This is a genomic window from Clostridium drakei (assembly GCF_000633595.2).
Classification (GTDB): Bacteria; Bacillota; Clostridia; order Clostridiales; family Clostridiaceae; genus Clostridium_AM; species Clostridium_AM drakei.
In genome coordinates, this window is sequence record NZ_JIBU02000001.1 from 115,791 (window position 1) to 142,248 (window position 26,458).

At 30.5% G+C, this 26,458-nt stretch carries 24 protein-coding genes and 1 riboswitch; of the genes, 17 read left to right on the forward strand and 7 right to left on the reverse strand.

What is annotated here, in order from left to right; genetic code table 11:
- Positions 1–72: 72 nt before the first annotated feature.
- From vorB to hpdA, 7 genes are all read left to right on the forward strand, one after another.
- On the forward strand, positions 73–1,152 hold the full coding sequence (gene vorB / locus EG57_RS0200515) for a 3-methyl-2-oxobutanoate dehydrogenase subunit VorB (RefSeq protein ID WP_032075369.1): 1,080 nt from the start codon (positions 73–75) through the stop codon (positions 1,150–1,152).
- Positions 1,153–1,165: 13 nt separating this feature from the next.
- A complete protein-coding gene (locus EG57_RS0200520; RefSeq protein WP_032075370.1) occupies positions 1,166–1,900 on the forward strand; it encodes a thiamine pyrophosphate-dependent enzyme in 735 nt (244 codons plus the stop codon).
- 89 nt (positions 1,901–1,989) lie between these two features.
- On the forward strand, positions 1,990–2,535 hold the full coding sequence (locus EG57_RS0200525; RefSeq protein WP_032075371.1) for a 2-oxoacid:acceptor oxidoreductase family protein: 546 nt from the start codon (positions 1,990–1,992) through the stop codon (positions 2,533–2,535).
- A 158-nt stretch (positions 2,536–2,693) separates the two neighbouring features.
- Positions 2,694–3,761, forward strand: a complete 1,068-nt coding sequence (buk, locus tag EG57_RS0200530; protein ID WP_032075372.1) for a butyrate kinase — start codon at positions 2,694–2,696, stop codon at positions 3,759–3,761.
- Between the two features lie 36 nt (positions 3,762–3,797).
- A complete protein-coding gene (gene hpdB, locus EG57_RS0200535; protein ID WP_032075373.1) occupies positions 3,798–6,491 on the forward strand; it encodes a 4-hydroxyphenylacetate decarboxylase large subunit in 2,694 nt (897 codons plus the stop codon).
- Between the two features lie 36 nt (positions 6,492–6,527).
- Entirely contained in the window at positions 6,528–6,788 is a 261-nt protein-coding gene (gene hpdC, locus EG57_RS0200540) for a 4-hydroxyphenylacetate decarboxylase small subunit (RefSeq protein WP_007061354.1), read from the forward strand.
- Positions 6,789–6,797: 9 nt separating this feature from the next.
- Positions 6,798–7,736: a 4-hydroxyphenylacetate decarboxylase activase gene (gene hpdA, locus EG57_RS0200545; protein ID WP_032075375.1), complete on the forward strand. Its 939-nt coding sequence runs from the start codon at positions 6,798–6,800 to the stop codon at positions 7,734–7,736.
- Positions 7,737–8,067: 331 nt separating this feature from the next.
- Here the strand turns inward: hpdA and dapB are convergent, their stop codons facing one another.
- Positions 8,068–8,883: a 4-hydroxy-tetrahydrodipicolinate reductase gene (gene dapB / locus EG57_RS0200550; RefSeq protein WP_032075376.1), complete on the reverse strand. Its 816-nt coding sequence runs from the start codon at positions 8,881–8,883 to the stop codon at positions 8,068–8,070.
- 570 nt (positions 8,884–9,453) lie between these two features.
- On the opposite strand from dapB, the gene EG57_RS0200555 reads away from it, so the two are divergent.
- The 6 genes from EG57_RS0200555 to hutG all read left to right on the forward strand — a co-directional run bounded on the left by EG57_RS0200555 (position 9,454) and on the right by hutG (position 15,478).
- Positions 9,454–10,110, forward strand: a complete 657-nt coding sequence (locus EG57_RS0200555; RefSeq protein ID WP_032075377.1) for a GntR family transcriptional regulator — start codon at positions 9,454–9,456, stop codon at positions 10,108–10,110.
- 54 nt (positions 10,111–10,164) lie between these two features.
- Positions 10,165–10,276, forward strand: a riboswitch (SAM riboswitch).
- A 158-nt stretch (positions 10,277–10,434) separates the two neighbouring features.
- Positions 10,435–11,403, forward strand: a complete 969-nt coding sequence (locus EG57_RS0200560; protein WP_032075378.1) for a methionine ABC transporter ATP-binding protein — start codon at positions 10,435–10,437, stop codon at positions 11,401–11,403.
- Complete coding sequence (locus EG57_RS0200565) at positions 11,396–12,037, forward strand: methionine ABC transporter permease (RefSeq protein ID WP_032075379.1); 642 nt, start codon at positions 11,396–11,398, stop codon at positions 12,035–12,037. The genes EG57_RS0200560 and EG57_RS0200565 overlap by 8 nt, the downstream gene beginning before the upstream one ends.
- A 50-nt stretch (positions 12,038–12,087) precedes the next feature.
- Positions 12,088–12,909, forward strand: a complete 822-nt coding sequence (locus tag EG57_RS0200570; RefSeq protein ID WP_032075380.1) for a MetQ/NlpA family ABC transporter substrate-binding protein — start codon at positions 12,088–12,090, stop codon at positions 12,907–12,909.
- 93 nt (positions 12,910–13,002) lie between these two features.
- Positions 13,003–14,469 carry a MocR-like pyridoxine biosynthesis transcription factor PdxR gene (pdxR, locus tag EG57_RS0200575; RefSeq protein ID WP_032075381.1) on the forward strand — a complete coding sequence of 489 codons (1,467 nt, stop codon included), beginning with the start codon at positions 13,003–13,005 and terminating at the stop codon, positions 14,467–14,469.
- Positions 14,462–15,478: a formimidoylglutamase gene (gene hutG, locus EG57_RS0200580; protein WP_032075382.1), complete on the forward strand. Its 1,017-nt coding sequence runs from the start codon at positions 14,462–14,464 to the stop codon at positions 15,476–15,478. Before pdxR ends, hutG begins: the two co-directional genes overlap by 8 nt.
- 189 nt (positions 15,479–15,667) lie before the next feature.
- Here hutG and EG57_RS0200585 read toward each other — a convergent pair whose 3' ends face one another.
- Entirely contained in the window at positions 15,668–16,321 is a 654-nt protein-coding gene (locus tag EG57_RS0200585; RefSeq protein WP_032075383.1) for a YidC/Oxa1 family membrane protein insertase, read from the reverse strand.
- Between the two features lie 539 nt (positions 16,322–16,860).
- On the opposite strand from EG57_RS0200585, the gene EG57_RS0200595 reads away from it, so the two are divergent.
- Entirely contained in the window at positions 16,861–17,220 is a 360-nt protein-coding gene (locus EG57_RS0200595; RefSeq protein WP_029160182.1) for a hypothetical protein, read from the forward strand.
- Positions 17,221–17,453: 233 nt separating this feature from the next.
- Here the strand turns inward: EG57_RS0200595 and EG57_RS0200600 are convergent, their stop codons facing one another.
- The 4 genes from EG57_RS0200600 to EG57_RS0200615 form a co-directional block, all read right to left on the reverse strand.
- Positions 17,454–19,277, reverse strand: coding sequence for an ASKHA domain-containing protein (locus EG57_RS0200600; RefSeq protein WP_032075385.1), 1,824 nt, complete (start codon positions 19,275–19,277; stop codon positions 17,454–17,456).
- A gap of 250 nt (positions 19,278–19,527) precedes the next feature.
- The gene (locus EG57_RS0200605; protein ID WP_032075386.1) at positions 19,528–20,505 is read right to left on the reverse strand and encodes a uroporphyrinogen decarboxylase family protein; all 978 of its coding nucleotides are present in this window, start codon (positions 20,503–20,505) and stop codon (positions 19,528–19,530) included.
- A 36-nt stretch (positions 20,506–20,541) separates the two neighbouring features.
- Positions 20,542–21,174 (reverse strand): corrinoid protein, encoded by a 633-nt coding sequence (locus tag EG57_RS0200610; RefSeq protein WP_032075387.1) that lies wholly within the window; start codon positions 21,172–21,174, stop codon positions 20,542–20,544.
- A 29-nt stretch (positions 21,175–21,203) separates the two neighbouring features.
- On the reverse strand, positions 21,204–22,007 hold the full coding sequence (locus EG57_RS0200615) for a methyltetrahydrofolate cobalamin methyltransferase (RefSeq protein WP_032075388.1): 804 nt from the start codon (positions 22,005–22,007) through the stop codon (positions 21,204–21,206).
- 674 nt (positions 22,008–22,681) lie between these two features.
- Between EG57_RS0200615 and EG57_RS0200620 the strand changes: the two genes are divergently transcribed.
- Positions 22,682–23,236 (forward strand): NUDIX domain-containing protein, encoded by a 555-nt coding sequence (locus EG57_RS0200620; RefSeq protein WP_032075389.1) that lies wholly within the window; start codon positions 22,682–22,684, stop codon positions 23,234–23,236.
- Between the two features lie 110 nt (positions 23,237–23,346).
- Here the strand turns inward: EG57_RS0200620 and EG57_RS25630 are convergent, their stop codons facing one another.
- Positions 23,347–24,672, reverse strand: coding sequence for a sensor histidine kinase (locus tag EG57_RS25630; protein ID WP_161782689.1), 1,326 nt, complete (start codon positions 24,670–24,672; stop codon positions 23,347–23,349).
- Between the two features lie 248 nt (positions 24,673–24,920).
- Here EG57_RS25630 and EG57_RS0200630 point away from each other — a divergent pair, with 248 nt between their 5' ends.
- The gene (locus tag EG57_RS0200630) at positions 24,921–25,718 is read left to right on the forward strand and encodes an energy-coupling factor transporter transmembrane component T family protein (protein WP_032075390.1); all 798 of its coding nucleotides are present in this window, start codon (positions 24,921–24,923) and stop codon (positions 25,716–25,718) included.
- 5 nt (positions 25,719–25,723) lie between these two features.
- Entirely contained in the window at positions 25,724–26,449 is a 726-nt protein-coding gene (locus tag EG57_RS0200635; RefSeq protein ID WP_032075451.1) for an energy-coupling factor ABC transporter ATP-binding protein, read from the forward strand.
- Positions 26,450–26,458 lie beyond the last annotated feature (9 nt).

Here is a 26,458-nt window from a genome sequence, read left to right on the forward strand (position 1 = left end):
CGGGTAATTTGTGAGCGGAAGCGAACGGGATTAATTACCCCGTGTTTCCGACTAAAAGGAGGAAGAGAAAAAATGTCTAGAATATTTATGAAAGGCTGTGAAGCTATTGCAGAAGCAGCTGTTAGAGCCGGATGTAGATTTTTTGCCGGATATCCTATCACACCACAAAATGAAATTCCAGAATATTTCGCAAGAAGATTGCCTGAAGTTGGAGGGAATTTTGTACAAGGAGAAAGCGAAGTTGCTTCTGTAAATATGGTTTATGGCGCTGCTTCAACAGGAACAAGAGCAATGACATCATCATCAAGCTGTGGTATATCACTAAAAAGTGAAGGTATTTCATACTGTGCATCAGCACGTATACCAATGGTGTATGCTAACATATCACGTGGAGGCCCTGGTGTAGGTTCTATCCAACCAGCTCAGCAAGATTACCTTCAAGCAACAAAAGCTTCAGGTAATGGTGGATTTCAAATGTTAGTATTTGCTCCAGCTACAGTTCAGGAAGCTGTTGATATGACATATAAAGCATTTGATTATGCTCAAAGAGACAGAAACCCTGTTTTAATTCTTTGTGACGGTGTTATTGGAACAATGATGGAACCAGTTGTGTTACCTGAAATGAAAACAGATGAAGAAGTTGCTGAATTAAAAGCAGCTAACAAAGATTGGGCTTGTATTGGTCATAAATTAGACTACAAAAATAGAGCATGGATTCAACCAGGTCAATGGTTGACAAGCAAAATGCAGAGCGTAAATGAAGAAGCTGCTGCTTTATATGCCTCATGGGAAAAAGATGTACAAGTAGAAGAATATATGGTAGAAGATGCGGAAATAGTTATTGCAGCTTATGGTATTTCGGCTCGTGTATCAAAATCAGCTGTTGATATTCTTCGAAAGGAAGGTGTCAAAGTTGGATTAATAAGACCAATTACGGTACATCCTTTCCCATATAAAGCCTTTGATAATATCAATTATGATGTATGTAAAACTGTTCTTGATGTTGAAATGTCTATTCCAGCACAGCTTTTACATGATGTAGAAAAAGGCGTAAAAGAACGTTGTTCAATTGATACATGTTTATGCTCAGGTGGTAACATTATGAGTCGTGAAGCTATTATAAAAGCTATTAAAAAAATTAATGAAAACTAGGAGGGTATAGAAAATGGAAAAGGTTTATTCAAGAACAAAAACAATCCAAGAAGATAAAGTTTCCGGTTTCTGCCCGGGATGTATGCATAGTACAGTTATCAAATTAATAGGCGAAGTTTTAGAAGAAATGAACATTGTTGAAAAAACTGCTTGTGTCCTTGGTATAGGATGCTGCGGACTTCATATGGACTATATTGCATATGACAATATAACTTCTCCTCACGGACGTGCCTGTGCAGTTGCAACAGGTATTAAAAGAGCAAACCCAGATACATTGGTTTTTACCTATCAGGGAGATGGTGACTTTGCTTCTATTGGACTTGCTGAATCAGTTTCAGCAGCAAACCGCGGCGAAAACATTACTGTTATTTTTATAAACAATGGTATTTATGGTATGACAGGAGGCCAAATGGCTCCTACTACATTAATGGGTATGAAAGCAAGTACAGCGCCTAAAGGACGTATAGCTGAGGAACATGGATATCCAATGCATATGTGTGAAATATTGAACCAGCTTACAGCGCCAGCATATTTAGAACGTACAAGCTGCAATACTCCACAAAATGTAATTAAAACTAAAAACGCAATAAGAAAAGCATTCGAAAATCAGTTGAATGGTAAAGGATTTTCAATGGTTGAAATAGTAACAAACTGCCCAACAAACTGGGGACTTGAACCACTGGATTCACTTAAATTCATTGAAGAAAAAATGCTTCCAGAATACCCATTGGGTGTAATAAGAGGTTAAAGTCCTAAATGGACTTTAACGGGTAATTTGTGAGCGGAAGCAAACGGGTTTAAATTACCCCGTGTTTCCGACTAAAAGGAGGAAAAGATATGGAAACAAACTTGTGTGTTGCCGGATTCGGCGGACAGGGTGTTATGACACTTGGAAAATTTTTAGCATCTGCAACCTGTGATTCTACAGAAAAAAACGTTACTTTCTTCCCATCATATGGAGCTGAGCAGCGTGGTGGTACAGCAAACTGTTTCGTTGTTATTTCAGACGAAATGATAGGGGCACCTTTAGGTGATGTTATGGATGATTTGATTGTTATGAACGAACCATCATTAGATAAATTTCTTGATACATTAAGAGAAAGCGGTAGACTTTTTATTAACAGCTCAATCGTAAAAAAAGAGATTACAAGAAAAGATATTAAAATAATTTCTGCTCCTGTAACAGAGCTTGCTCTTGAGCTTGGAAATGCAAAAGTTCTTAATGTTATCATGCTTGGTGTATATGTAGGTTTTACTGAAGTTATTTCTCCTGAGATTGTTTGGGAAACAATTGAACACAAACTTGGTAAAAAGCCAAAGTTACTTCCATTAAACAAACAAGCCTTTGAAAAGGGACTTGAAATTGGAAGATCTCAAAGATAAAAAGGTAGAGGTTTGTAATAGTATAAAATTTAACAATTTTAAAACAGCAAGATGCTGCATAAGAAACATAGTTAATGATTTTCATACATAGTTTTTGTGCAGCATTCTTAATATATACATAAGTTTAAGCGATTAATTAAAAACAGGAGGAACAGTAAATGAGTTATAAGATATTAGCAATTAACCCAGGATCTACTTCTACAAAAATAGCTTTATATGAAGATGAAAAAGAAATATTTTGTAAAACCTTAGAGCATCCAGTTGAACAAATTGAAAAATATGAGAATACCGCAGATCAATTTGATATGAGAAAAGAAGTTGTTCTTTCATTTTTAAAGCAAAATGGATATGAAGTTAAAGAATTAGCTGCAGTTGTTGGAAGAGGTGGAATGGTTCCAAAAGTAAAATCTGGAGCTTATAAAGTTAATGAAACAATGGTAGATAGACTAAAAAATAATCCAGTAGTAGAACATGCTTCAAATTTAGGAGCTTTAATTGCTTATGAAATAGCAAGCTCTATTGGAGTACCAGCCTATATATATGACTCTGTCAGAGTAGATGAATTAGAGGATATAGCTCGTGTATCAGGTATGCCGGATATACCAAGAACAAGTACTAGTCATGCATTAAATACAAGAGCAATGGCAATGAAGGTTGCAAAAAAATATGGTAAAAAGTATTCAGATATGAACTTTATTGTAGCTCATTTAGGTGGAGGAATATCAGTAAATGTTCATAGAAAGGGACAAATGGTAGATATAATGGCAGATGACGAAGGACCATTTTCACCTGAAAGAGCTGGAAAAGTTCCTTGTAATGCACTTATAGATCTTTGCTATTCAGGAAAATTTGATAAAAAAACTATGAAGAAAAAATTAAGGGGAAATGGTGGATTAAAAGCTTATCTTAACACTGTTGATGCTAGAGAAGTTGAAAAAATGATTGAAAATGGAGATGAAAAAGCAAAGCTTGTTTATGAAGCTATGGCTTATCAGGTTGCTAAAGGGATAGGTGAACTTGCAACAGTAGTAGAAGGTAAGGTAGATGCTATTGTTATTACAGGAGGTATAGCATATTCTGATATGATAACTAACTGGATTAAAAAGCGTGTACAGTTTATTGCACCTGTTGAGATTATGCCTGGTGAAAATGAAATGGAATCTTTGGCTTTGGGAACTCTTAGAGTATTAAAGGGTGAAGAAGAAGCAAGAGAATATGTTGAATAATATGTTTTAGGAAATATTAAAAAGGAGGTATTTTTAATGAACGTTAAAGAAACTAAACTTGAAGATGTTTTAAAAAGTCGTGGTATTGACATGAAAAATGTTGATAATATTTCAGAAGCAGATATTCCAGAGGCAAAAGAAAGTACTCAAAAGCTTATGGATATCTATTATACTTTAAAGGTTACTGCAGATATGGAAGCTGCATATTGGTATAACAGAACTTGGTGGGAAAATGATGGCGAAGTGATTGAAGTAAGAAGAGCTAAAGCTGTGGCTGCTTCATTAGCACATATGACACCTACAATTTTACCTTATGAGAAGCTTGTTATGAACAAGACAAAAAATGTTAGAGGTGCATTTCCATTTCCTTGGGTTTGTGCAAGTTTTTTTAATGCTCAAGCAGAAGCTTTAATGAACGAAGTTGATGCTCCAGAAGAAAATGAAGCTGACTCAGTAAGTGTTGTTGGCGCTGGTGGAGGTAATGTTACTGAAAGTTATGGAAATGTTATTTCTATTGCTAAAAAGTTTGGTATGAGAAAAGAAGAAATTCCTGTTTTAGTTAAAACCTCAAAGCCTTGGGAAGGAATTTCAGTAGAAGAATTAAGTAATAAATACTCAAAGATGACACCAGGATATGATCAGTTTAAAAATATCATGGAAAGTGTTATCTGTATGTTTGACTCTTTTGCGATTCCACAGGGGCGTGAAGTAATTAACTATTATATGCCTTTGCAGTATGGTTTTGATGGAATTATAGAATTATGTGACAAAAAAATTGCTGAAGTCATGGGTGAAGCTGGTGACGATGGTGATTTTGGTATGAGCAGAGGTTATTACTATGCAGCAATGAAGGAAATTACTAAGGGTTTAAGTGCATGGTGTGAAAATTATTCAAAGAGAGCAAAATATTTAGCTTCCATTGAAACAGATTCAGAAATTAAAGCCAACTATGAAAAAATTGAAGAAGTTATGGGAAAAATTGCTCATAAGAAACCTGCAAACTTCTGGGAAGCAATTCAGATGACACTTTGCTGTCATTTTGGTGTTGTTAATGAAGATCCTCAATCTGGTCTTTCAATTGGAAGATTAGGACAAGTATTACAGCCATTCTATGAAAAAGATGTTGAGGATGGTATTATGACAGATGAAGAAGTAATTGAACTTCTTGAATTATACAGAATTAAAATTACTTGTATTGAATGTTTTGCATCAGCTGGTGTATCTGGTGGTGTTCTTTCCGGTAATACCTTTAACAACCTTTCATTAGGTGGACAGAATTATGATGGACTTTCAGCAGTTACTCCACTAGAATATTTAATTGTTGAAGCAGGTATGAGAAATCAAACTCCTCAGCCTACGTTGAGTGTATTATACGATGAAAAGACACCAGAAGACTTCCTTATGAAGGCTGCTTCCTGTACAAAACTAGGGCTTGGATATCCTGCATGGATGAACAATCAGACAGGTATGAACTTTATGATGAGAAACTATGGACCAGAGGGAATGGATCTTCATGATGCAAGAGCATGGTGCCTTGGAGGATGTCTAGAATCTGCACCTGGATGCTTTTTGCCACTTGAATATAATGGAAAAGTAACAATGATTCCAGGAGGTGCATCACCTACATGTGGTACAGGTGTTCATTTTATTGGTATGCCTAAAGTACTTGAACTTGTTTTAACAAACGGTTTAGATAAGAGAACAGGAAAACAAGTATATCCACCTCACAACAAGAAGCTTGATTCTTATGAAACAATGGTGAATCAATGGAAAGAGTACATGGAACTTACTACAGATGTTGTAAATAGGTGTAACAATATTCAAATGGATATTTGGAGAAAATACAATATGCCAGCTGTTAATTCCTTGTTAAAACCTGATTGTTTCAAAAAAGGTAAGCACATTGGCACTATGGGAGCAAGATATAACTCATGTATTAATTTTGAATCCTGCGGAACTATTACTTTTGTAAATTCATTGAGTTCTATTAAGAAGAATGTCTTTGACGATAGTAAATTTACAATTGAAGAAATGACAGATGCAATGCTTAATAATTTTGGATTTAAGACTGCATATGAAACAGAAGTATTTTCACCTGATTTTAGAGAAAGTACAGATAAGAGCACTAAATATGAGAAAATATTTGCAGCATGTGTAAATGCACCGAAATACGGTAATGCCGACAAGTATGCAGATGAAATTTTTAAGGCATATCATTATTATATTTATGATATGACACATAAATTCCGTTCATACTATGGTAAACCTTTATATTTGTGTCAGATTTCAGTATCAACACATGGCCCTCAAGGCTTTGTAACTCTAGCTACAGCTGATGGAAGACTTGCAGGTACAACTTATTCAGATGGTTCTGTATCTGCAGCAGCAGGAACAGATAAGAATGGTATATATGCTATATTTGAATCTGCAACAGTTTATGATCACTCAATGCATCAAAATGCACAGATGAATTTAAAATTACATCCAACAGCAGTTAAAGGTATCAATGGAACAAGAAAGCTTCTTGATCTTGTACGTGCTTACATGAGAAAAGGTGGATTTCATGTTCAGTTTAATGTTGTTGATTCTAAAACATTGAGAGATGCCCAGCTTACACCAGAGAAATATAGAGAACTTATGGTTCGTGTAGCTGGATTTACTCAATACTGGTGTGAAATCGGTAAGCCTATTCAAGATGAAGTTATTTATAGAACTGAATATGATAAATAATAAGGTAATACTAAAAAATGAATGGAGGTAATAGCAATGCGCCACTATGATTGTAAAAATTATATAAATTTAGATTGTGAAAAAGGTCTTTGTGCACTAACAAAGGGAATGGTTCCTATTGATGGTGAAGGAAGTGAAGCTTGCCCTAATTTCAAACCAGCTGAAAAATGCGGAAATTGCAAAAATTTTTGTAATCCAGATAAATACGGATTGGGAACATGTACAGGCTTAGAAAAAGAAAATTGGGCATATGCTACTTGTGGTGCTTCTGCATGTCCTGGTTATAAAGCAGAGTAGGGTAATGATATGAAGGAAAAAGGTTTAATATTTGATATACAAAGCTTTTCTGTACATGATGGACCAGGTTGCAGAACTAGTGTATTTTTTACAGGGTGTCCACTTCAGTGTAAATGGTGTGCCAATCCAGAAAGTTGGACTAAGAAAAAACACATTATGGTTGCAGAAAATGTATGCAAGTGGAAAAATGGATGTCGATCATGTATAAATGCATGTTCACATGATTCAATTAAATTCAGTGAGGATGGCAAGCTTAAAATATCCTGGGATACTTGTGAAAAATGTGAGACTTTTGACTGTGTTAATATGTGTCCCAATAATGCTTTGAAGCAGTGTGTTAAGGAATATACAGTAGATGAGCTTATGAGAATTTTAAAGCGTGATTTCAATAATTGGGGTTCTGATGGAGGAGTAACCTTTACAGGAGGAGATCCTCTTATGCATCATGAATTTTTGGTGGAAGTACTGAAAAAATGTTATGATAGCCAGATTCATAAAGCAATTGAAACCAGTGGATATGCAAAACAGGAAGTGTTTTTAGAAGTATTAAAGTACATTGATTTTGCATTTATTGATGTAAAAAATATGGATAGAGAAAAGCATAAACAAGGAATTGGAGTTTATAATGATTTAATACTTTCAAATATTGAAGCACTTAAGAGGTCCAATTGGAATGGAAGACTTGTTTTAAGACAACCTACTATAGCAGGATATAATGACAGTGATGAAAATGCATACAAACTAATTGAATTTATGAATAAAAATTCTCTATATGAGATCAACCTTTTGAAATTCCACAGATTGGGAGAGACAAAGTGGAATCAACTGGGGAAAGAATACGAATATAGTAAGTATGGAGATATGACAAATGAGAAGATGGAACATCTTCAACAGTTATATTTAGATAATAATATAGCTTGCTATATAGGTGATAATACGCCCTTTTAATCTTATATTTTAATAGAGCTGGAGATGAGGTAAGTCTTTCTCCAGCTCAAATTATCTTAATACCTATATTGAAAATATTTTGTACCTAACAAACTTATTTAAAGTAAGATGAAATAAATTATATAAGGATATGTAAGTATTACCATGGTTTGCAGGCTTAGATTGCCTAAAAACATGGTAAAAGGAATAAATCTGGTAAAAATTACAATTAAGGAAGTGTAAAGAAAGAATCAAAATGCATTTGGGAGAATAAATGAATTTAGTAACAAAAGGAAAGTGCAATAATTATTTTAATTTCAGTATTTATGAATAATGAAATTAAAATTTTATATTAGTATGAAACTATATTTAAGGAATCAATATACTCACATAGTATTTTTTTTAGATCTAGTATATCCTTCATTTCATAGTACCCAGATTTTTTATATATATAATTTACTGCATTAATGGCTCCCAAGGAAAAAGCTTTTCTGGAAAAAGATTCATGGCTTATTTCTATTTGGTCATATTCTCCAACTATAAGTAACTTATGTTTTCCTACTATATTACCAGCGCGTATAGCATCAATAGGAATAACTTTATTATTTACTCCTGCAGCTTGAAGTCCATGTTTAATCTCATTTGATAATTTTAATGCTGTACCTGAAGGTGAATCTTTTTTGTTTTTATGATGCATTTCTATAATTTGAAAATCATAGTTGTTCAATATAGTTGCTGCAATATTACTTAGTAACATCATTACATTTACACCTAGAGTAATATTTGGTGCATAAACTATACCGTTCTTAAACTTATAAGCTATATTTTGAAGAGTAGTGATATTTTCTTCAGTAAAACCAGTGGTGCCGATGACCATATTTATTTTCATTTTTGATAATGTAACAGCATTTTTCAAAGTTGCTTCAGGAGTTGAAAAATCTACAAACACATCAGGCTTAGTTTTAAAAATTACACTTTCTAGTTCATCAGAAGTACTTATTTTTATGTTTGTATTATTATTTTCAAGTAACTTTTCTAAGTCCATTCCTTTTTTTGTGCTTTTTGGACTGCAAATTGCAGCTACAATTTGCATATTATTTTGTTCTAAAATTCCATTTGCGATATGTTGTCCTGTTTTGCCTAAACCTATTAGACCTACTTTAATCATATTATTTCCTCCTTTTTTTTTACCATGATATCAAAACTTTTAGATATGAAAATATTGAGTGAAAATCATTTCTAAGTATTGATTTACGTGTTTTTTAAAAGTAACAACTTTAGTATATCATATAAGTTGTTACTTGTCATTAATAGTTAATTATCTTGACATTGCTTAAAATACTGAATATTCGTGATTTTGTGTAAATTGATTAAAAAATAAAGTTTATAATTATTATCAAGTGATTCTTAGAATCATGTATAATTTCATACAAAAAAATGCTGGGATTAGCAATGGTAACTATCAGATGAATTAAGGAAAAGTAAAATATGAAAAAGTTTAAATCAGTACTATAAAGCTTTTTAAAAAATTATTATTATGGTATTATATTTTATGGAATTACATTGATTATGTACTATATGATAATGTTCTAATTTCAATTTAGTAATGAATTTTTATCATTTTAAATAAAATTGTACTAATAATGTATCAAATTAGTGAATATTAATATTTTTAATAGAATATTATTGAGAGGAGGATTTACTTTAAAATATAATATATTTTAAGGTATAATTTAAAATGTCATCGGAATACATAAAGAAACCAGTTTATCAAAAAATATCAATAGATATAGCAAATAGAATATTAGCTGGTGATTTTTCTGCAGGAGACAAACTTCATGGAAGATCATCTCTTTCAAGTTATTATAATGTTTCGCCTGAAACTATTAGAAGAGCAATTATTCTTTTAAATGATATGGATATAGTGGAAGTAATAAAGGGTAGCGGAATTATTATTAAATCAGTTGATAACTGTGTAAAGGTTATAGATAAATTTAAAGATATAGATTCTATAAATTCATCTAGGAAAGAAATATTAGAGTTAATAGATCAAAAAAAAATATTGGAGGAAAAAATTGAAGGAAAAATTGACGAACTTATAGATTATTCCAATAGATTTATTAATACGAATCCTTTTATGCCTTATGAGTTCAAAATATATAAAGGACTAAATATTATAGGCAAAACTGTATCTGAAAGTAAATTTTGGCAAAATACAGGTGCTACTGTAGTAGGAATAAGAAGAAAAGGTGATTTAATACTTTCACCAGGACCTAATGCTGCATTTCAAGAAGGGGATACTTTTTTGATAATAGCGGAGGAAGATGTTTACGTAAAAATCAAAAAATTTATTTATGAAGATAATAGTATAGCAAAATTAAAAAATAAAAGTTGACAATCTATATTTGTGTTGTTATAATTTAAAACATAAATTGAATAATAAATTTCGCACTTATCAAGAGTGGTGGAGGGACTGGCCCGATGAAACCCAGCAACCAGTATCATTTTTTAAAAATGGTATATTGGTGCTAACTCCTGCGGCGTAAGCTGAGAGATGAGAGGTTAAATTAAGAGTAATAGCTCGAGGTTTTTCCTCGGGCTTTAATTTTTGTCTTAAGAAGGTTATATGAGACATATAATTTTTGTAACTAATGCGATTCAATTAATCACAGTTATAACGAATTAAAGTAATAAATTTTTAAAAGAAAGGAAACGGTCAATGATTAAATTAGTAAATGTAAATAAAAGTTTTTCTGGCAATCAAGTGCTTAAAAATATAAATTTGTATGTAAAAAAAGGTGACATTGTAGGTATTGTAGGACATAGTGGAGCTGGAAAGTCTACACTTTTAAGATGTTTGAATGCTTTGGAAACTTATGATAGTGGAAGAGTAACTATTATGGGGAATGAATTAAAAGAATTAAGTGAAAAAGAAGTAAAGACTGTGAGAAAAAAGTTGGGTATGATATTTCAGAATTTCAATCTGCTAAATAGAAAAAATGTATTTGATAATATAGCACTTCCCTTAGAAGTATGGAATTTTGATAAAAATTATATAGAAAAAAAAGTAACCAATTTAATCAAGTTAGTAGGACTTGAAGATAAAATTCATAGTATGCCTAAAGATTTAAGTGGTGGACAAAAGCAAAGGGTTGGTATAGCAAGAGCATTAGCTTTAGATCCGGAAATACTATTATGTGATGAAGCTACATCCGCATTAGATCCTAATACTACAAAATCTATACTAGAGCTTATAAAGAAAATAAATGAAGAATTAAATATAACAGTGGTTTTAGTTACACATCAAATGGAAGTAGTTAAGGAAATATGTAGTAGAGTTGCGCTTATGGAAGAGGGAGAAATAAAAGGCGAAGGTACTGTAGAAGAATTGTTCTTAAAACCGGATAAGGATTTACAGAAGTTATTAGGTGAAAATGAAGTACTTCCTGAAAGTGGAGTGAATATAAAAATATTTTTTCCCAAAGAGTACAGTCAGCAATGTGTTATAACTTCAATAGCTAGAGAACTTGATATAGATTTTTCCATAGTATGGGGAAAGCTTGAAAAGTTTAGAGATAATGTTTTAGGATCACTTGTTATAAATACAAATGAACAGTATAAAGAAAATATATGCAAATTCTTAGATTCAAAATCTATCATTTGGGAGGTGATTGAAAATAATGATTAATGAAATATTACTTCCAGCATTATTGGAAACAATACAAATGGTTTTAGTATCTACTTTTTTAGCAGTGGCTATAGGATTTATACCAGCAATTATACTTGTGTTAACAGATGAAGGTGGATTAAAGCCTAATAAAGTTGTATATAAGGTATTGGATTTTATAATAAATACTTTACGTTCCTTCCCATTTTTGATATTGATGATTTCTATATTTCCACTGACAAAATTAATAGCCGGTACAAGCATAGGAACAAATGCAGCTATAGTTCCTTTGACAATAGCTGCAGCACCGTTTGCGGCTAGAGTAATAGAATCTTCTATGAAAGAAGTGGATAATGGCGTAATAGAAGCTGCTAAATCCTTTGGGTCAAGCAACTGGCAAATAATATATAAAGTTATACTAAAAGAAGCATTTCCTTCTATAATATTAGGAATAACTTTAACAGTTATTAGTGTAGTTGGTTATTCCGCTATGGCGGGAGCTATTGGCGGAGGCGGCCTCGGAAACGTAGCTATCAACTATGGATACTATAGATTTAAAACAGATATAATGATTTACACTGTTGTAATATTAATAGTGCTTGTCCAAATTTTTCAAAGTTTAGGTACATTTATTTATAGAAAATTAAGTAAATAAGGTCATTTTAAATAACAAAATTAAAATATAATTAAGCGGGGGTAACAAAAATGAAGAAGAAAAAAATATTATCTTTAATACTATCATCACTTGTTGTTTTATCATTAGCAGGCTGCGGAGCTAAAAGTGGAGATGCTTCAAGCAGTACAAGTAAAGATAAAAAAGTAATAAAAGTAGGTGCTACACCAGTGCCGCATGCAGAAATATTAAAACAAGTTAAACCAATATTACAAAAAGAAGGTTATGATCTTCAAATTGTTGAATTTACAGACTATGTAACACCAAATACTTCTTTAAATGAAGGACAATTAGATGCAAATTTTTATCAACACATACCTTACTTAGAACAGTTTAATAAAGAAAAGCATACTGAGTTATCTTATACTGTAAAAGTTCATCTTGAACCAATGGGAGTATATTCAAATAAGGTTAAAAAGATAGCTGATATAAAAGATGGGGCAGAAATTGCTATACCTAATGATCCAACAAATGGAGCTAGAGCTTTAAAAGTGCTTCAAAATGCAGGACTTATTAAAGTAAAAGATGGTGAACTTATTTCAAAAGCAGATATAACTGAAAATAAGAAAAATATCAAAATAAAAGAATTAGATGCACCACAACTTCCAAGAGTTTTAGGTGATGTAGATGCAGCTGTTATAAATTCAAATTATGCGCTTCAAGCAAATTTAAATCCTACAAAAGATGCCATTGCTATAGAGCCAAAAGATTCACCATATTCTAATGTACTTGCAGTAAGAACTAAGGATAAGGATAAAGATTCTATAAAAGCTTTGTCAAAGGCACTTAATTCACCAGAAATCAAAAATTTCATAGAAGAAAAATATAAAGGAAGCATAATTCCATCATTTTAATATTTAAATTTAAGGGGCTGATGTACTAATTAGTATATCAGCCTCTTTATTTATCCTTAAATTTATGTAAGAATATATTTTAGAGGTGAAACTATGTTTTCAGATATAAAGTTTAATAAAGAAGTACCTGTATATATACAAATTAAGGATTATATTAAAGAAATGATACTTGGAGGTATGCTTCAAAGTGGAGAAAAGTTGCCTTCTACAAGAGAAATGTCATCTATTATGAAAGTAAGTAGGAATACTATTATATATGCTTATGAGTTCTTGGAAGATGAGGGATTCATATGCATTAAAAAAGGAAAAGGCGCATTTGTATGTGAAATTCATGTAGAAATGCAGGAAAAGTGGAATGTAAATTGGAAAACCTTGATAAATGATTATGCAAGAGCTTCTGAAAGTCTTGATATTGTAAAACATGAGGCTAAGTGGAAAAAAGGAATGATATCCTTTAAAAGCATAGCACCAGATGAAAATCTTTTTGATGTGGAAGAATTTAAAAAAGCTTTTTTAAATCGTATGTCTATAGAAGGTGAAAAAATATTAAATTATGGATATGCTCAGGGTTATAGACCACTCATTAATTATCTTCTTAAATATATGAAAAATAAAGGCGTTAACATAAGAGGAAAGGATATACTCATAACTAATGGTTTTACTGAAGGATTTGATATAATATTATCATCTCTTACAAATACAAATGATAAAGTGCTTTGTGAAAATCCTACACACAATACAGCTATAAAGATAATGAAACTCCATGGATTAACTATTGAAGGCGTGGATATGGATGCTGATGGCATAAATATAAAAAAGCTACAAGAAAAACTTGAAAAAGATAAATTTGCTCTTTCTTACTTTATTCCATCCTATCACAATCCTACGGGAATTGTAATGTCACCAGAAAAAAGAGTTAAGCTTTATAAATTGTTAAAAAAGTACAATATTCCGATAATAGAAGATGGATTCAATGAAGAGCTTAGATATACAGGAGCTCATGTTGCTCCAATAGCAGCATTGTGTGGAGAAGGAAATAGTGTAATATATATAGGAAGCTTTTCCAAGGTACTTTTTCCTGGTATAAGAATTGGATGGATTTTAGGTGATGAAAATATTATAGGATATTTAGAAAGTGTGAAAAGAAGTAGAAATATTCATACATCATTTTTAGATCAAGCTGTGTTCTATGATTACTTACAAGGTGGAAATTTTGAAAAGTATATAAAAAAAGCTAGAAAAGTTTATAAAGAAAAATATGAATTTGCAATTGAATGTGCCAAAAAGTATATTTCTACAGGTCAGGTTATGGGAGAAGGAGGTTTGCATATATTCATAAAAATTGATGGAATTAATGCCAGAAAATTATTAGACAGGTGTTATGATAAGGGAGTCATATTTACACCAGGAGATATTTTTTATACAGATAATAAAGGTGCTGATACATTTAGATTGGGATTTTCAAGAGTGAATAAAAATGAAATACAAATAGGATTTCAAATAATTGGAGATGAAGTTAGTAACTTAATTAGAGAAACAATGGAGGAAAAAAATGTTTAATAAAAACTATAAAGTTGTAGAGGAAACAGATTGGGAAGGAAGAATTGATAGTGAAACTAATTTTGATGCATTTAGATGGCATCAATGGATTAAAATTATTGATTTAAGAAAAGATAATTTAACTCCTTTTAATGGAAAGTTGGGTTTTGCTTTTATTGGTTTTTGTTGTGATGAAGGAATTAGAAGGAATAAAGGGAGAATTGGAGCTGTTAATGGACCTAAAAGTATTAGAAAAGAATTAAGTAGTTTGCCTTGCGCCTTTGCAAAGGATGTTGAACTTTTTGATGCAGGAAATGTGTTTTGTGAAGGTATAAGTTTAGAAGAAAGCCAAGCTTTACTTTCGGAGGTAGTGTCAAAAATACTATCATTAAATCTTTTACCTATAGTTTTAGGTGGAGGACATGAGGTTGCGTTTGGACATTATAATGGAATATTAAACAGTTTATTAAAAAGTGATAATAAACCTAATATAGGAATTATAAATTTTGATGCTCATTTTGATATCAGGCCTTATGAAAATGGTGGAACTTCAGGAACTATGTTTAGGCAAATATTAGATATTTGCATGGAAAAAGATTTAAAATATAATTATTTTTGTATTGGAATTCAAAAGCATAGTAATACTGTGGAGTTATTTAAAATTGCAGATAAATTTAATGTAGGTTATGTTTTGGCAAAGGATATTTCAGGAAATAATATTTTTGATCAATTAGATAAGTTGGATAATTTTATGAAAGATAAAGAACATATTTATATAACTGTATGCTCAGATGTATTTTCATCTGCCTTTGCTCCAGGAGTAAGTGCATCACAATCATTAGGACTAGATCCTGAAATAGTGTTAAAGTTCATTAAACATATTTTAAAATCCAATAAAGTAATAAGCTTTGATATAGCTGAAGTATCACCGAGATTTGATCAAGATAATAACACTGCAAATTTGGCAGCAGTCATAATATTTTCAGTAGTTACAGCTTTAGCTAAGATCAATAATTTATCATACTATTAATGGTGCAGTAATAATATGATAAAATTTTACTTTGCAATTTGAGCATATTGTGACGTAAGCGAAGTAACTTTCAACTGTATTCCGGCTGATATATGCTGTGAAGGAAAACTCACTTCACAGCATATATCAGTCTCCATACAGTTGAAAGTTAAAATTCAAACTTCCACTGCACCATTACATTGCATAAATCTAGCAATTACTTGAAGCTGCACTAAATTTTTTTATATAAAGTCTATAGCCTATTTCTTCAAATAAGGTAAATAAACTTGTAGTTATGAAGTATAGTCCAAGTGCTATTGGAGCTTTTATAGTTATTAATATGCTGAATATACTAGTTATAATTAAATTTGTTTTAGAAAGTTTAACTTCCTTTAATACTTTGAAATAATCCAAATTATTAATAAGCTGGGGGCATATAGAAATTAAACCGTATATAATTGGAACGATGTAGTAAGTATCATACAGTTTAATACTTGAGACCCAAGGTAGAATAATTGTGCCAACTTGTACTGGCATCTTCATCACTACATTATATAAAGTGAAAAGTATTGGTAGTTGTATGAAGGTAACTAGACATCCTAAAGTACTCTTAGCAAGCTGCTGTTCATATTTAACAGTTTCTTCTTTAATTCTTTTCTCATTATTTTTATACTTAAGTTTTATATCCTGAATTTTTTGTGAGATTCTCTGCTGGTTATACATTTCAGATTTTTGTTTTATGGAGAATGGAACAAGTATTATTCTTACTAATATAGTTAAAAAAATTATGGAAATACCCCAATCTCCAGTGAAATTGAAAATATTACTTAATATTTGGTTGAAAAGGTTAAAAATAATGTTCATTAAAATCTCTCCTTATTTTTTATTAAAAAACTTAATTTAATAAAACATTACTTTTAAAAATGTACACAAAATCTCCAAATGTGATATTTTTCAAAAGCTAAATAATCTTCTATATGTAGTTTTTCAATATATCTAACAGCTTTTCTATTAATAGCTGCGCAAATATCTATATAAATATGCTTTGTGCATTTTTTATATGAGTATACTATATATGAAAATATGGTTGAAATACAAATAAATAAAAATACAATTTGTATTAAGTTAAAAGCATTTAATCTCATTGCTATTATCTCCTTAAGTGGTATTACTAACTATTTGAATTATATCATTGAGATCTTAATAAAGCAAGTATGTTTGTTAAAATTCAAACCAGGTGGCTCTAGTTGTAAAAATTTAATTACATGGTTATATATAATTTATAACATTATATACTCTTGTAGTTATTTTATATATAGATTAGAAAAGCAAAAGAATCCCAATGAAAATTAAAGGGTATTATTATACTTTTGTAGAAGTTTAATATAAGGGGGGATGGTATTATGGCATCATTAGAAATGAGAGGTTCTTTTGATTTAAATACAGAAACAATAGATAATCAAGTAACAAAAATTTCACCTGGAAATTATGCTTTAGGACATATTAATAAAGAGAATAATCATTTTATAGTTGAATATGTTGGAAGAGCTGATTCTGATGTGAATGGAAAGCTTAAACAACATGTTGGAGAGAAGTATAAAAAATTTAAATATAGCTATGCTACCTCACCTAAAGCAGCATTTCAAAAAGAATGTAGAGATTACCATGAGTTTGGTGAAAATCAGAAACTTGATAATAAAATTCATCCAGATAAATCAGAAGATACATTTTGGAAGTGTCCTTATTGTGATATATGTAATTAATAATATTGCGAAGAAGAACTCTTTTTATTATTAAGACCTAATTGAAAAAATATTAATACTATTTAGTTTATACAAATTATATATGCATAATTTGTAAGCAATATAAAGCCCAGCAAATTAACTTGCTGGGCTTTATATTGCAATTTACGAAAGTGATATTTCATTGTTGGCAGTCCACATCTCGAGACTTGTATCTCTTTATTTGAGATTCTCTGCATTTGCAACTGAAGATATTAATCCAGTATCATAGAATCTATAAAATATTCTTGGAAATCTTCTCTTTTTGATAACTCTATATATGTTGTTTTATTAATAATATCTACTGCATTTTCTCTTATTCGTTTTGATAGCAAATATATTTTAGCGCCACCCCCTGCACAGTTGCCAACAGATTCAATCTTACCCTTGAGCTCTTTGGGTATCATGCCTATGGTAGCAGAACTTTCTATATCCATATAATTACCAAATCCACCGCCAATGTACACTTTTTCTATTTCATTAAAGTTTATGTTCTTTTCTTTTAAAAGTATTTTGATACCAGCACATACAGCAGCCTTTGCTAATTGAACTTCTCGTACATCCTTTTGTGTAAAGGTAATACTTTCCTCATGTATACTATTTTGTGTTAGAATGAATTGTCTCATATTATCTATCTCAACAATCCTATTCTGATAATCCTTGTTTTCCACTTCGTCCGCTCCTGCCATTCTACCTGATTCATCTAATATTCCAAACTTCACAAATTGTGCGACAGCATCCAACACTCCTGAGCCGCATATTCCGCAAGGTTTTTCATTTCCTATTGTTTCGTATATTTTATCCTTTGATAAATCAACCTTGCTTATAGCTCCTTTTATGGCACCAATTCCATGCTTAATATTTGTGCCTTCAAAAGCTGGTCCGGCAGCTGTAGAGCAAGTTACTACTTCGTTTTTATTGCCTAGCGCAATTTCTCCATTAGTTCCAAGGTCTAATAATAATGAATATTTTTCTGAATTTAACATACCACAGGATAATATACCAGCAGTTATATCACTTCCTACAAAAGCTGATATACCAGGAAGTAAGCTTACCATGCCTTTAGTCTTAATTCCGATCTCCTTAGCTTCAAGCTCCAATGCTTTTGTAACCACTGGAATATATGGTGACATAGTTATATTTTTACATGGAAGTCCAAGTAGTAGGTGAATCATAATAGTGTTTCCAACAATAACTATATCATATATGTTATCTTCACTTATGTTATTTTTTTTACATAACAGTTCTATCATATCATTAAGCTGAGTTACAATATTATCCTTCAATATACCTAATCCCTTTGGATTCTCAATAGTAAAATTTATTCTTGAAACCACATCAGCCCCATAACTTCTCTGGTTATTAACTCTTGAATCTATATCTATTACTTTTCCATCATTTAGATTTAATAAATAGATTACTATAGTAGTTGTACCTATATCTATAGCTAGTCCATAGTTTTGTTGTAAACAGTTACCACTTTCTAAATGTAAAAGACGATTCTTATAAAGTGATGCGGTAACATTAAAATCAGCTCCTCTTAACAAATCACTTACTTGAGGTAAATATTGTAAACCAATGAGTAAATCATCACTTTCACAAGCATCAATTAACCTTCTATAATCATCTCGTTGATCATTAATGGATGGTTTCTCAATTGCTAAATATTTTTTCTTCACTACAGTATCTAAAGTATATTGCTGTTCTGTCCCATTTATTAATACTTCCATATCTTTATTCTTTTCTAAAAGTACTATTTCTGAATCTTCATCTATAGTCAAATTACAGGATAATCTAAATCCACTTTCTAACTCTTCTTTAGTTAAATGTTTTATATCAAGTGGAGTAGGTTTCTTTAATCCTATTACTACTTTAACTTTACATTTTCCACAAATTCCTTTTCCATTGCAGGGACTATCTATAAATATTCTGTTATCCATTAATACATTAAATAAATTTTCACCTGATTTAACATTTATGACTTCTTTACCTTTTTGTGAATTAATAATAAGTTGAAATTTTTTATTTAAAATATTCATATAATTCCCCCTATGAAGTATTTTTCTTTAAGTATAGTTATATTCTACTTGAATATACATAATTTAAGTTTTGGAATATAGGAGTTCCCTATACATTAGACAATAAAATGAGACTCGTACTTGACCTTGTAACAAACAAAGAACTCTCAGTAGGAAAAAACACAAAAAACATTTTGGATTAATTTATTTTTAACATTGATCCAAAATGTTTTTTATTTACAACAAAAATGTTTTGTACAAGTTATGTACTTTAAAACATTTTTTTACTCATTTCATCTATTGAATTACTTACTGTTTCATATACATTTGGAAAATATCCCTTAGGTAAACCCGCAGTGAGGCATGGAATAAAGTATTTCTTTCCATTAGCTTTGCAAGCTTCTTCTACATGTTTCATACAATTTTCAGGTGTCCAATCCGGAAAATCAATCAAACCGCTGTGGAGCCCTCCCATAAAGGATATTTTTTCACCATATTGCTTGATTATTTCAGGAATGTTATTAGTGTTCATAACGCCTTGCCAGATATCGATACCCATTTCGATCATATATGGAACTAGGTTAGCTGCATAAGAATCGCTGTGGTGAACAATCAATTCAACACCATTGGCTTTATAGAAACCATAGATTTTTTTATAAGCTGGAAGAAAGAACTCTTCAAACATTGCAGGAGCCACAAAAGAGTTTTTTTGGCTACCCCAGTCATCATGATGGAAAATACAATCTGGATGAAGTTTTTCAACTATCACTTTTGCAGCATCCAGCTCATACTGCGTAATAGCATCAATTAACTCATGCATAGCTTCAGGCTCTTCATATAAACCCATTAATGCATCTTCCATACCCATAAGATGATGTGTCATTTCAAAGACACCTGGAGCATAGAAAGGTGAGACAAATTCCTCATTACGGTCAACAGAATTAGCATGAGCAACAGCTGCAGCCCAAGCTTCATCGGAAGTTTTTATTTCAGGAATTTTAACATATTTTTTCCATTCGGTAACATCTTTTAAAACTCTGTGTTCGTCATCATGCACAGGGAACGCACCAAGTTGACCTTCTGGCCATTGCCATGTTATTCCCCAATCATCTTTCCAAGTAGAACCGTATTTAGATCCATGTCCCAAAGGCATTTCCAGGATCATATTTAAAAATTCATATTGATTAACAAAACGATCTGGATTTCCACCTTTAATAGTTTCGAGTAAATTCTGTCTTTTAGTTAACATATATCAATACCTCCCCTTATATTATTTATGATATATCTATGCTGTTGCCAATTCTTTAGCCTTAATTGCAGCACTACCTGCATCAGGAGTGTATGCATCTGCCCCTATTGAAGCCGCAAATTCAGCTGTTACAGGAGCACCACCAACCATTACATTGAATCCTTTTAATCCACTTTCTCTTAAAGTCTCAACTGTTTTCTTCAAAGCTGGCATTGTTGTAGTAAGAAGTGCTGAACATACTACTATTTTTACATTTTCATTTGCCTTAACTGCTTCAACAAATTTAGCATCGGGTACATCTACGCCAAGGTCTACTATTTTAAATCCAGTACTTTCAATCATCATTGAAACCAAATTTTTTCCAATGTCATGTAAATCGCCTGCGACTGTTCCAATAATACATGTTCCTAAAGAAGATGAAGCGCCACTTGAAAGATGAGGTTTAAGCACTTCTACACCTTTTGACATTGCTTTTGCTGCTATTAGCATTTCAGGTACGAATATTTCTCCTGTGGAGAACTTATCACCTACAACACCCATTGAGTCAATCATAGCTTGAAGTATATCTTCTGCTTTGCTTCCCTCATCTAGTGCTTCCTGCACCAATCCTTTAATAAGTTTAGTTTTACCTTTCTCTACATTAACTTTTACTTCTTCAATTTTAGACATTACCTTTTCCTCCTTATTACTATATATAATTATTTCTTTTTACCAAATATTCCTTCTCTATATGCTCTAATATATTCCATGCAGTATTCGTCTTCACCTAATAGTGCTTCTGTTGCAAACAACATCCCTATTAAATCCTGATTTAATGGATCAAGGATAAAGCTGTCCATTCCTGCATTCATAGCTAATACTGCAAATGCCTGATTGACAATTTTCCTAGCTGGAATATTAAAGGAAATATTGCTAACAGCTCCAACTACATGAATCGTAGGATATAATTCTTTGATTTTTTTCATAACCTCAGTTACCATGGTGATCCCTTCTTCTGATGTACATAGCATTTCAATCAAGGGATCAATATGCATCCTAGAAGGATCAATGTTGTATTCTTTTGCTTTTGCCATTAAATCTACAAATACATCCAAACGGTCTTTAGCAGTTTTAGGGATTCCTTTGTCGCTGTTCAAGAGAGCAACACACTCCCATTTTGTATCAGCGATTGCAGGAAATGCCACATTAATCTTGTCACCTTCCATAGATACGGAATTAAAAAGGCCTGGCTTTTTACAGTATTTCATGGCTTCTACGCATGTGTGGACGTTAGGGCTGTCCACTGCAATCGGTACATCGGTTGCGTCCTGTACAATGTCTATAAGCCATTTCATTGTTTCCAGTTCGATCTCATCATTCACTGAAGCGCAAACATCAATAAAATCTGCACCTGCTTCTGTTTGCTTTATTGCAAGATTTCTTATGAATTCTGCATCCTTTGCTGCAATGGCTTTAGCTGTGGAAGGAATCGCTCCATTAATTTTTTCACCAATTACTATCATAATATACACCCCTTCTTTAAACATTTACTTTAAGTTACAATCATATCAATTAGTACTACAACACTTTAAATTTCTTTGATTTGCACTTTATGTTTTTCATCCCCATATTACCCATTGTACACATAGTTGATAAAAATAACGCAACATTCAGAAAAATTAGATTAGATGCTTTTACAATATTTTTTGCATATGATATCTTCATCATCCTACACCGAAAAAATCGTGTTAAACATTTACATTAGGGAAGTGTAACCCCTTAGATGTTCACAACATTTAATTGGCTCTAATTAGGATGATATATGTTGCATCAATTGAAAGTATATACTATAATCTTTAATTCTCCTGACTGAATTTATACATTTTTTATTATTGTATAAGTAAGAGAAGAACCAGCAGAAAACGTTGTAATTTACCAACCATTTGATATAATTACATTATAGCAAATGGAAATTTTTAATTCTATTTGCAGAATGTACATTTTTTTAAGAATAATTTATACACAATGTATGAATTAGATGAATTAATCACAGGGTAATTATTAAAAATATGGAATTAATTTATAATTTTGTTTTTGCAACATTCGTATTTGTGACATTTACGCAGTATGCATCGTAATTATTGAAACCTATTATTGATATTAACCGAAATTTTTGCAAGATTGGAGTGAACTAATTATGAAAAAAATTCAAGAGAAAATTTTATATAAAGGTAAATGGCTAGCATTAAAGCAAACAACTTATAAGAGTAAAAGTGGAGAAACTGTAAATTGGGAAAGTATAGAAAGAACTAATACTAGTAAAACTGTGGTTATAATACCTAAACTTGTTCCATCAAACAGATATTTAATGATAAAACAATATCGTCCAGCTATAAATAATTATATTTTAGGATTTCCAGCAGGCTTAGTAGAAGGTGAAGATTTAGAAAATGAAGCTTTAAGGGAACTTAAAGAAGAAACAGGATATATAGGAAAAATAAAAACTGTAAGCCCTGAATTATATTCAAATGCAGCACTATTAACAGATACTGTGCGTGTAGCGAATGTAGAAATTGATGAAACAATAAAAGAAAATTTAAATCCTAAACAACATCTTGAATCAGAAGAGGAAATAGAAGTTGTTTTGGTAAATGAGAATAGTTTGAAAAACTTTTTATTAGAAGAACAAGCAAAAGGTACAGCTATATCTATGGGATCATGGTATGTATTTTGCGAAGGGAGTAACGTGTAAGTTTTAGATGTGAAAAACAAATTTTTTTGAGAGGACAATTGTCATCTGCCCTCTCAAAAAGTTGTGTACCAATGTTTTTATATTAAATCAAAATTTTGTATGTGTGAAAGTTATGATGTATATATATCGGAAAATTCTATACTTACTTTTTCAATATGGTTTTTATTAAAGCTAGTATTTTGTATAGGTACATTATCAGTTTCCTTTATGGTAACAGGAAGTTTTATAGTAAATTTGGTTCCCTTTCCATAAGTACTTTTAACTGAAATTTTTCCTCCATGCATTTCAACTAAAGATTTTACAAGAGACAAACCTATACCACTTCCTGTATAATTTATTGATGAAGTTGCATTTGACTGGCGAAATCTTTCAAAAATTATATCCAAATCATTTTCAAGTATGCCAATACCAGTATCTCCTACACAAATAATAATATAATCATTTTTGTCAAATATGTTTATAAATATATGTCCACCTGGATTTGTAAATTTTATAGCATTAGATATTAAATTTAACATAATTCTTTCTATTTTATCAGGGTCACAAGCCATAATTTTTTCTTCTGTATTTGTATCAAATGTAAGAGTTATGGATTTATTTTCTACATATTGAGCTACAGACAGTGTTATATCTTCAACCACATTAACTATATTGTAATTTCCAGTATTTATTTGAAAATATCCACTATCAATTTTTGTTATATCTATTAAATTATTAATAAGTTTTAATAATCTTAAAGAATTTTGTTTTATGCTCTTAAAATATTTAAAAGATTTTTCTTCATTGCAGTTTAAGTTATTAAAAGATTTCATAAGTTGAAGTGCACTCAGAATTATGTTTAATGGTGTTCTAAGATCATGACTGATGTTTGTAAAAAAATCTGTCCTTAGTTTGTCAATTTCTTGCATTTTATTTAAGTGCAATCTATCTTCTCTTATTTTTTTGATTAAGGTTTTAATAATAGAACATTCTTTATTCAATTCATATTTTACATTTTGCAGTACAGTACAATCCTCAAAAGTAAACATTATTTCATTTGATATTGAAGACTTGTTTTTTAAAGCACTAATTTTTATATTGCAATATTTCTGATGTTTACTTGAAAAGAAATTATTTACTAAAAGATTATCTAATATTATAGCTTCTTTATCATTTATAATGCTTTTTATTTTAATATTGATATCTTCAGTAAATGCATTGGGAAAAATCTGAAAAAAGTTTTTTCCTATAACAGTTTTATTGTATATCTTTGACATTTCTTCTAGTGTGGAATTCCAAAGTATTATGTTAAATTTGCTATCTAAAATTATAACTCCTATAGGAACATTGTCTATAATTGTATTAATCATATTTTTATCATTGGGAATATCTGTATTAACAATGAAATTATTATTAGAGTTATTTGAAAATAAACAAGAATAATCAGAACTTAACACAGTGAGAACTCCTTTCATTATTATTAAAATAAACTGTTGTACAATAGCGCACTAATAACACATATTCTACAAAAGCATTTTAAATCCTTCTAAAATATATGTAAAATGTAAAATAAATATTAATTATTTCAATATTTTACAGTGATTATGTATAATATAATAACTTTTAAACTAATTGCATTAGGTTTTTATATATGATATATTTTGAGTATATGTAAAATAATTTGTAATAAGCAGGTGGAATGATAATGGGAGACTGGCTTTTAAAGAAAGATGACTATGTACCTAAAGCTGATAAAGATAGTTTTATAGATAAAACTATAGTGGGACTTTTAAGTATTTTATCTTTAATAAAGAGAAGCAACAAAGTTAATAATAATTTTATGTACAAGCTTAATCCATCTATAAAATTGATTTTTACAATTATAAACATAATATTTTTGTCAATGTCTAAGAATCTTATGTACATATTAATTGTAGATGTGTATATGCTATTTACTTTGAGTTTATTAGACATAGAAGACATAAAAAAAATTTTAGCAGTAAGTATAGTGGTACCAATTTTTACATTTATTATGATTATACCTTCTATTATTATGGGAAATGTAACAAATAGTATACTTCTTATCTTAAAAGTAGTAGGTACCATATTAGCTATAAATATCTTATCTTATACTACTAAGTGGCATGATATAACAAAGGCGCTTAAAAACTTCTTCATACCAGATATATTCATATTAGTCTTCGATATAACCATAAAATATATTTATATTCTTGGAGAATTTTCTTTAGAGATGATTTATGCTCTAAAATTAAGGTCTATAGGTATAAATGATAGTAAATACTCTTCTTTATCTAAAGTAATGGGGAATCTTTTCTTAAAATCAAAGGAAATGGGTGATGAAATGTATTCCGCCATGGAATGTAGAGGATTCACAGGAGAGTATATATCTTATTCAAACTTTAAATTTTCCTTTAAGGATTTTGCTTATGTTATAATAAATGTAGTAATTATATTGATGTATTTTTATTTTGCTAGGATGTGATAATGATGATTGAATTTAAAGATGTTTATTTTAAATACAAAAATGTAGATGTATTAAAAAATATAAATGTAAGTATTAAAGAAGGAGAAGCTTTGGCTTTAATAGGTCCTAATGGCAGTGGTAAATCAACATTTTTAAAAATTGTAAATGGAATAGAATTTGCAAAAAAAGGAAAATACTACTTTAAAGGTGAAGAAATAAATAGTAAAAAGTTAGAAGATAATAAATTCTGTAAATTATTTCACAAAAATGTAGGCTTTGTATTTCAAAATTCAGATGCACAACTTTTTTGTTCTAACGTATATGATGAAATAGCATTTGGACCAAGGCAGATGGGCTTAAAGGAAGAAGAAGTGAATATGAGAGTTGAAGATTGCTTAAAGCTTTTAGATGTAGAAGATCTTAGAGAAAGGGAACCATATAATTTAAGTGGTGGAGAGAAAAAGAGGGTAGCTATAGCTAGTGTTTTAGCTTTAAATCCAGAGGTTTTAGTTTTAGACGAACCTATGAATGGTATAGATCCTAAAGGAAAAAGATTTTTGAAAGATCTTATGATAAAATTAAATTCTAGTGGTAAAACTATAATTTGTTCTACCCATGATTTTGAATATGTGCAAGATGTATTTAAAAGAGCTTTAGTTTTTTCAGAAGAACATACTATTGTAAGGGATGATGATTATAATTCCGTAATCAATGATAACGATTTTTTAGTTCATTACAATATCAAGTAATTATAAGTT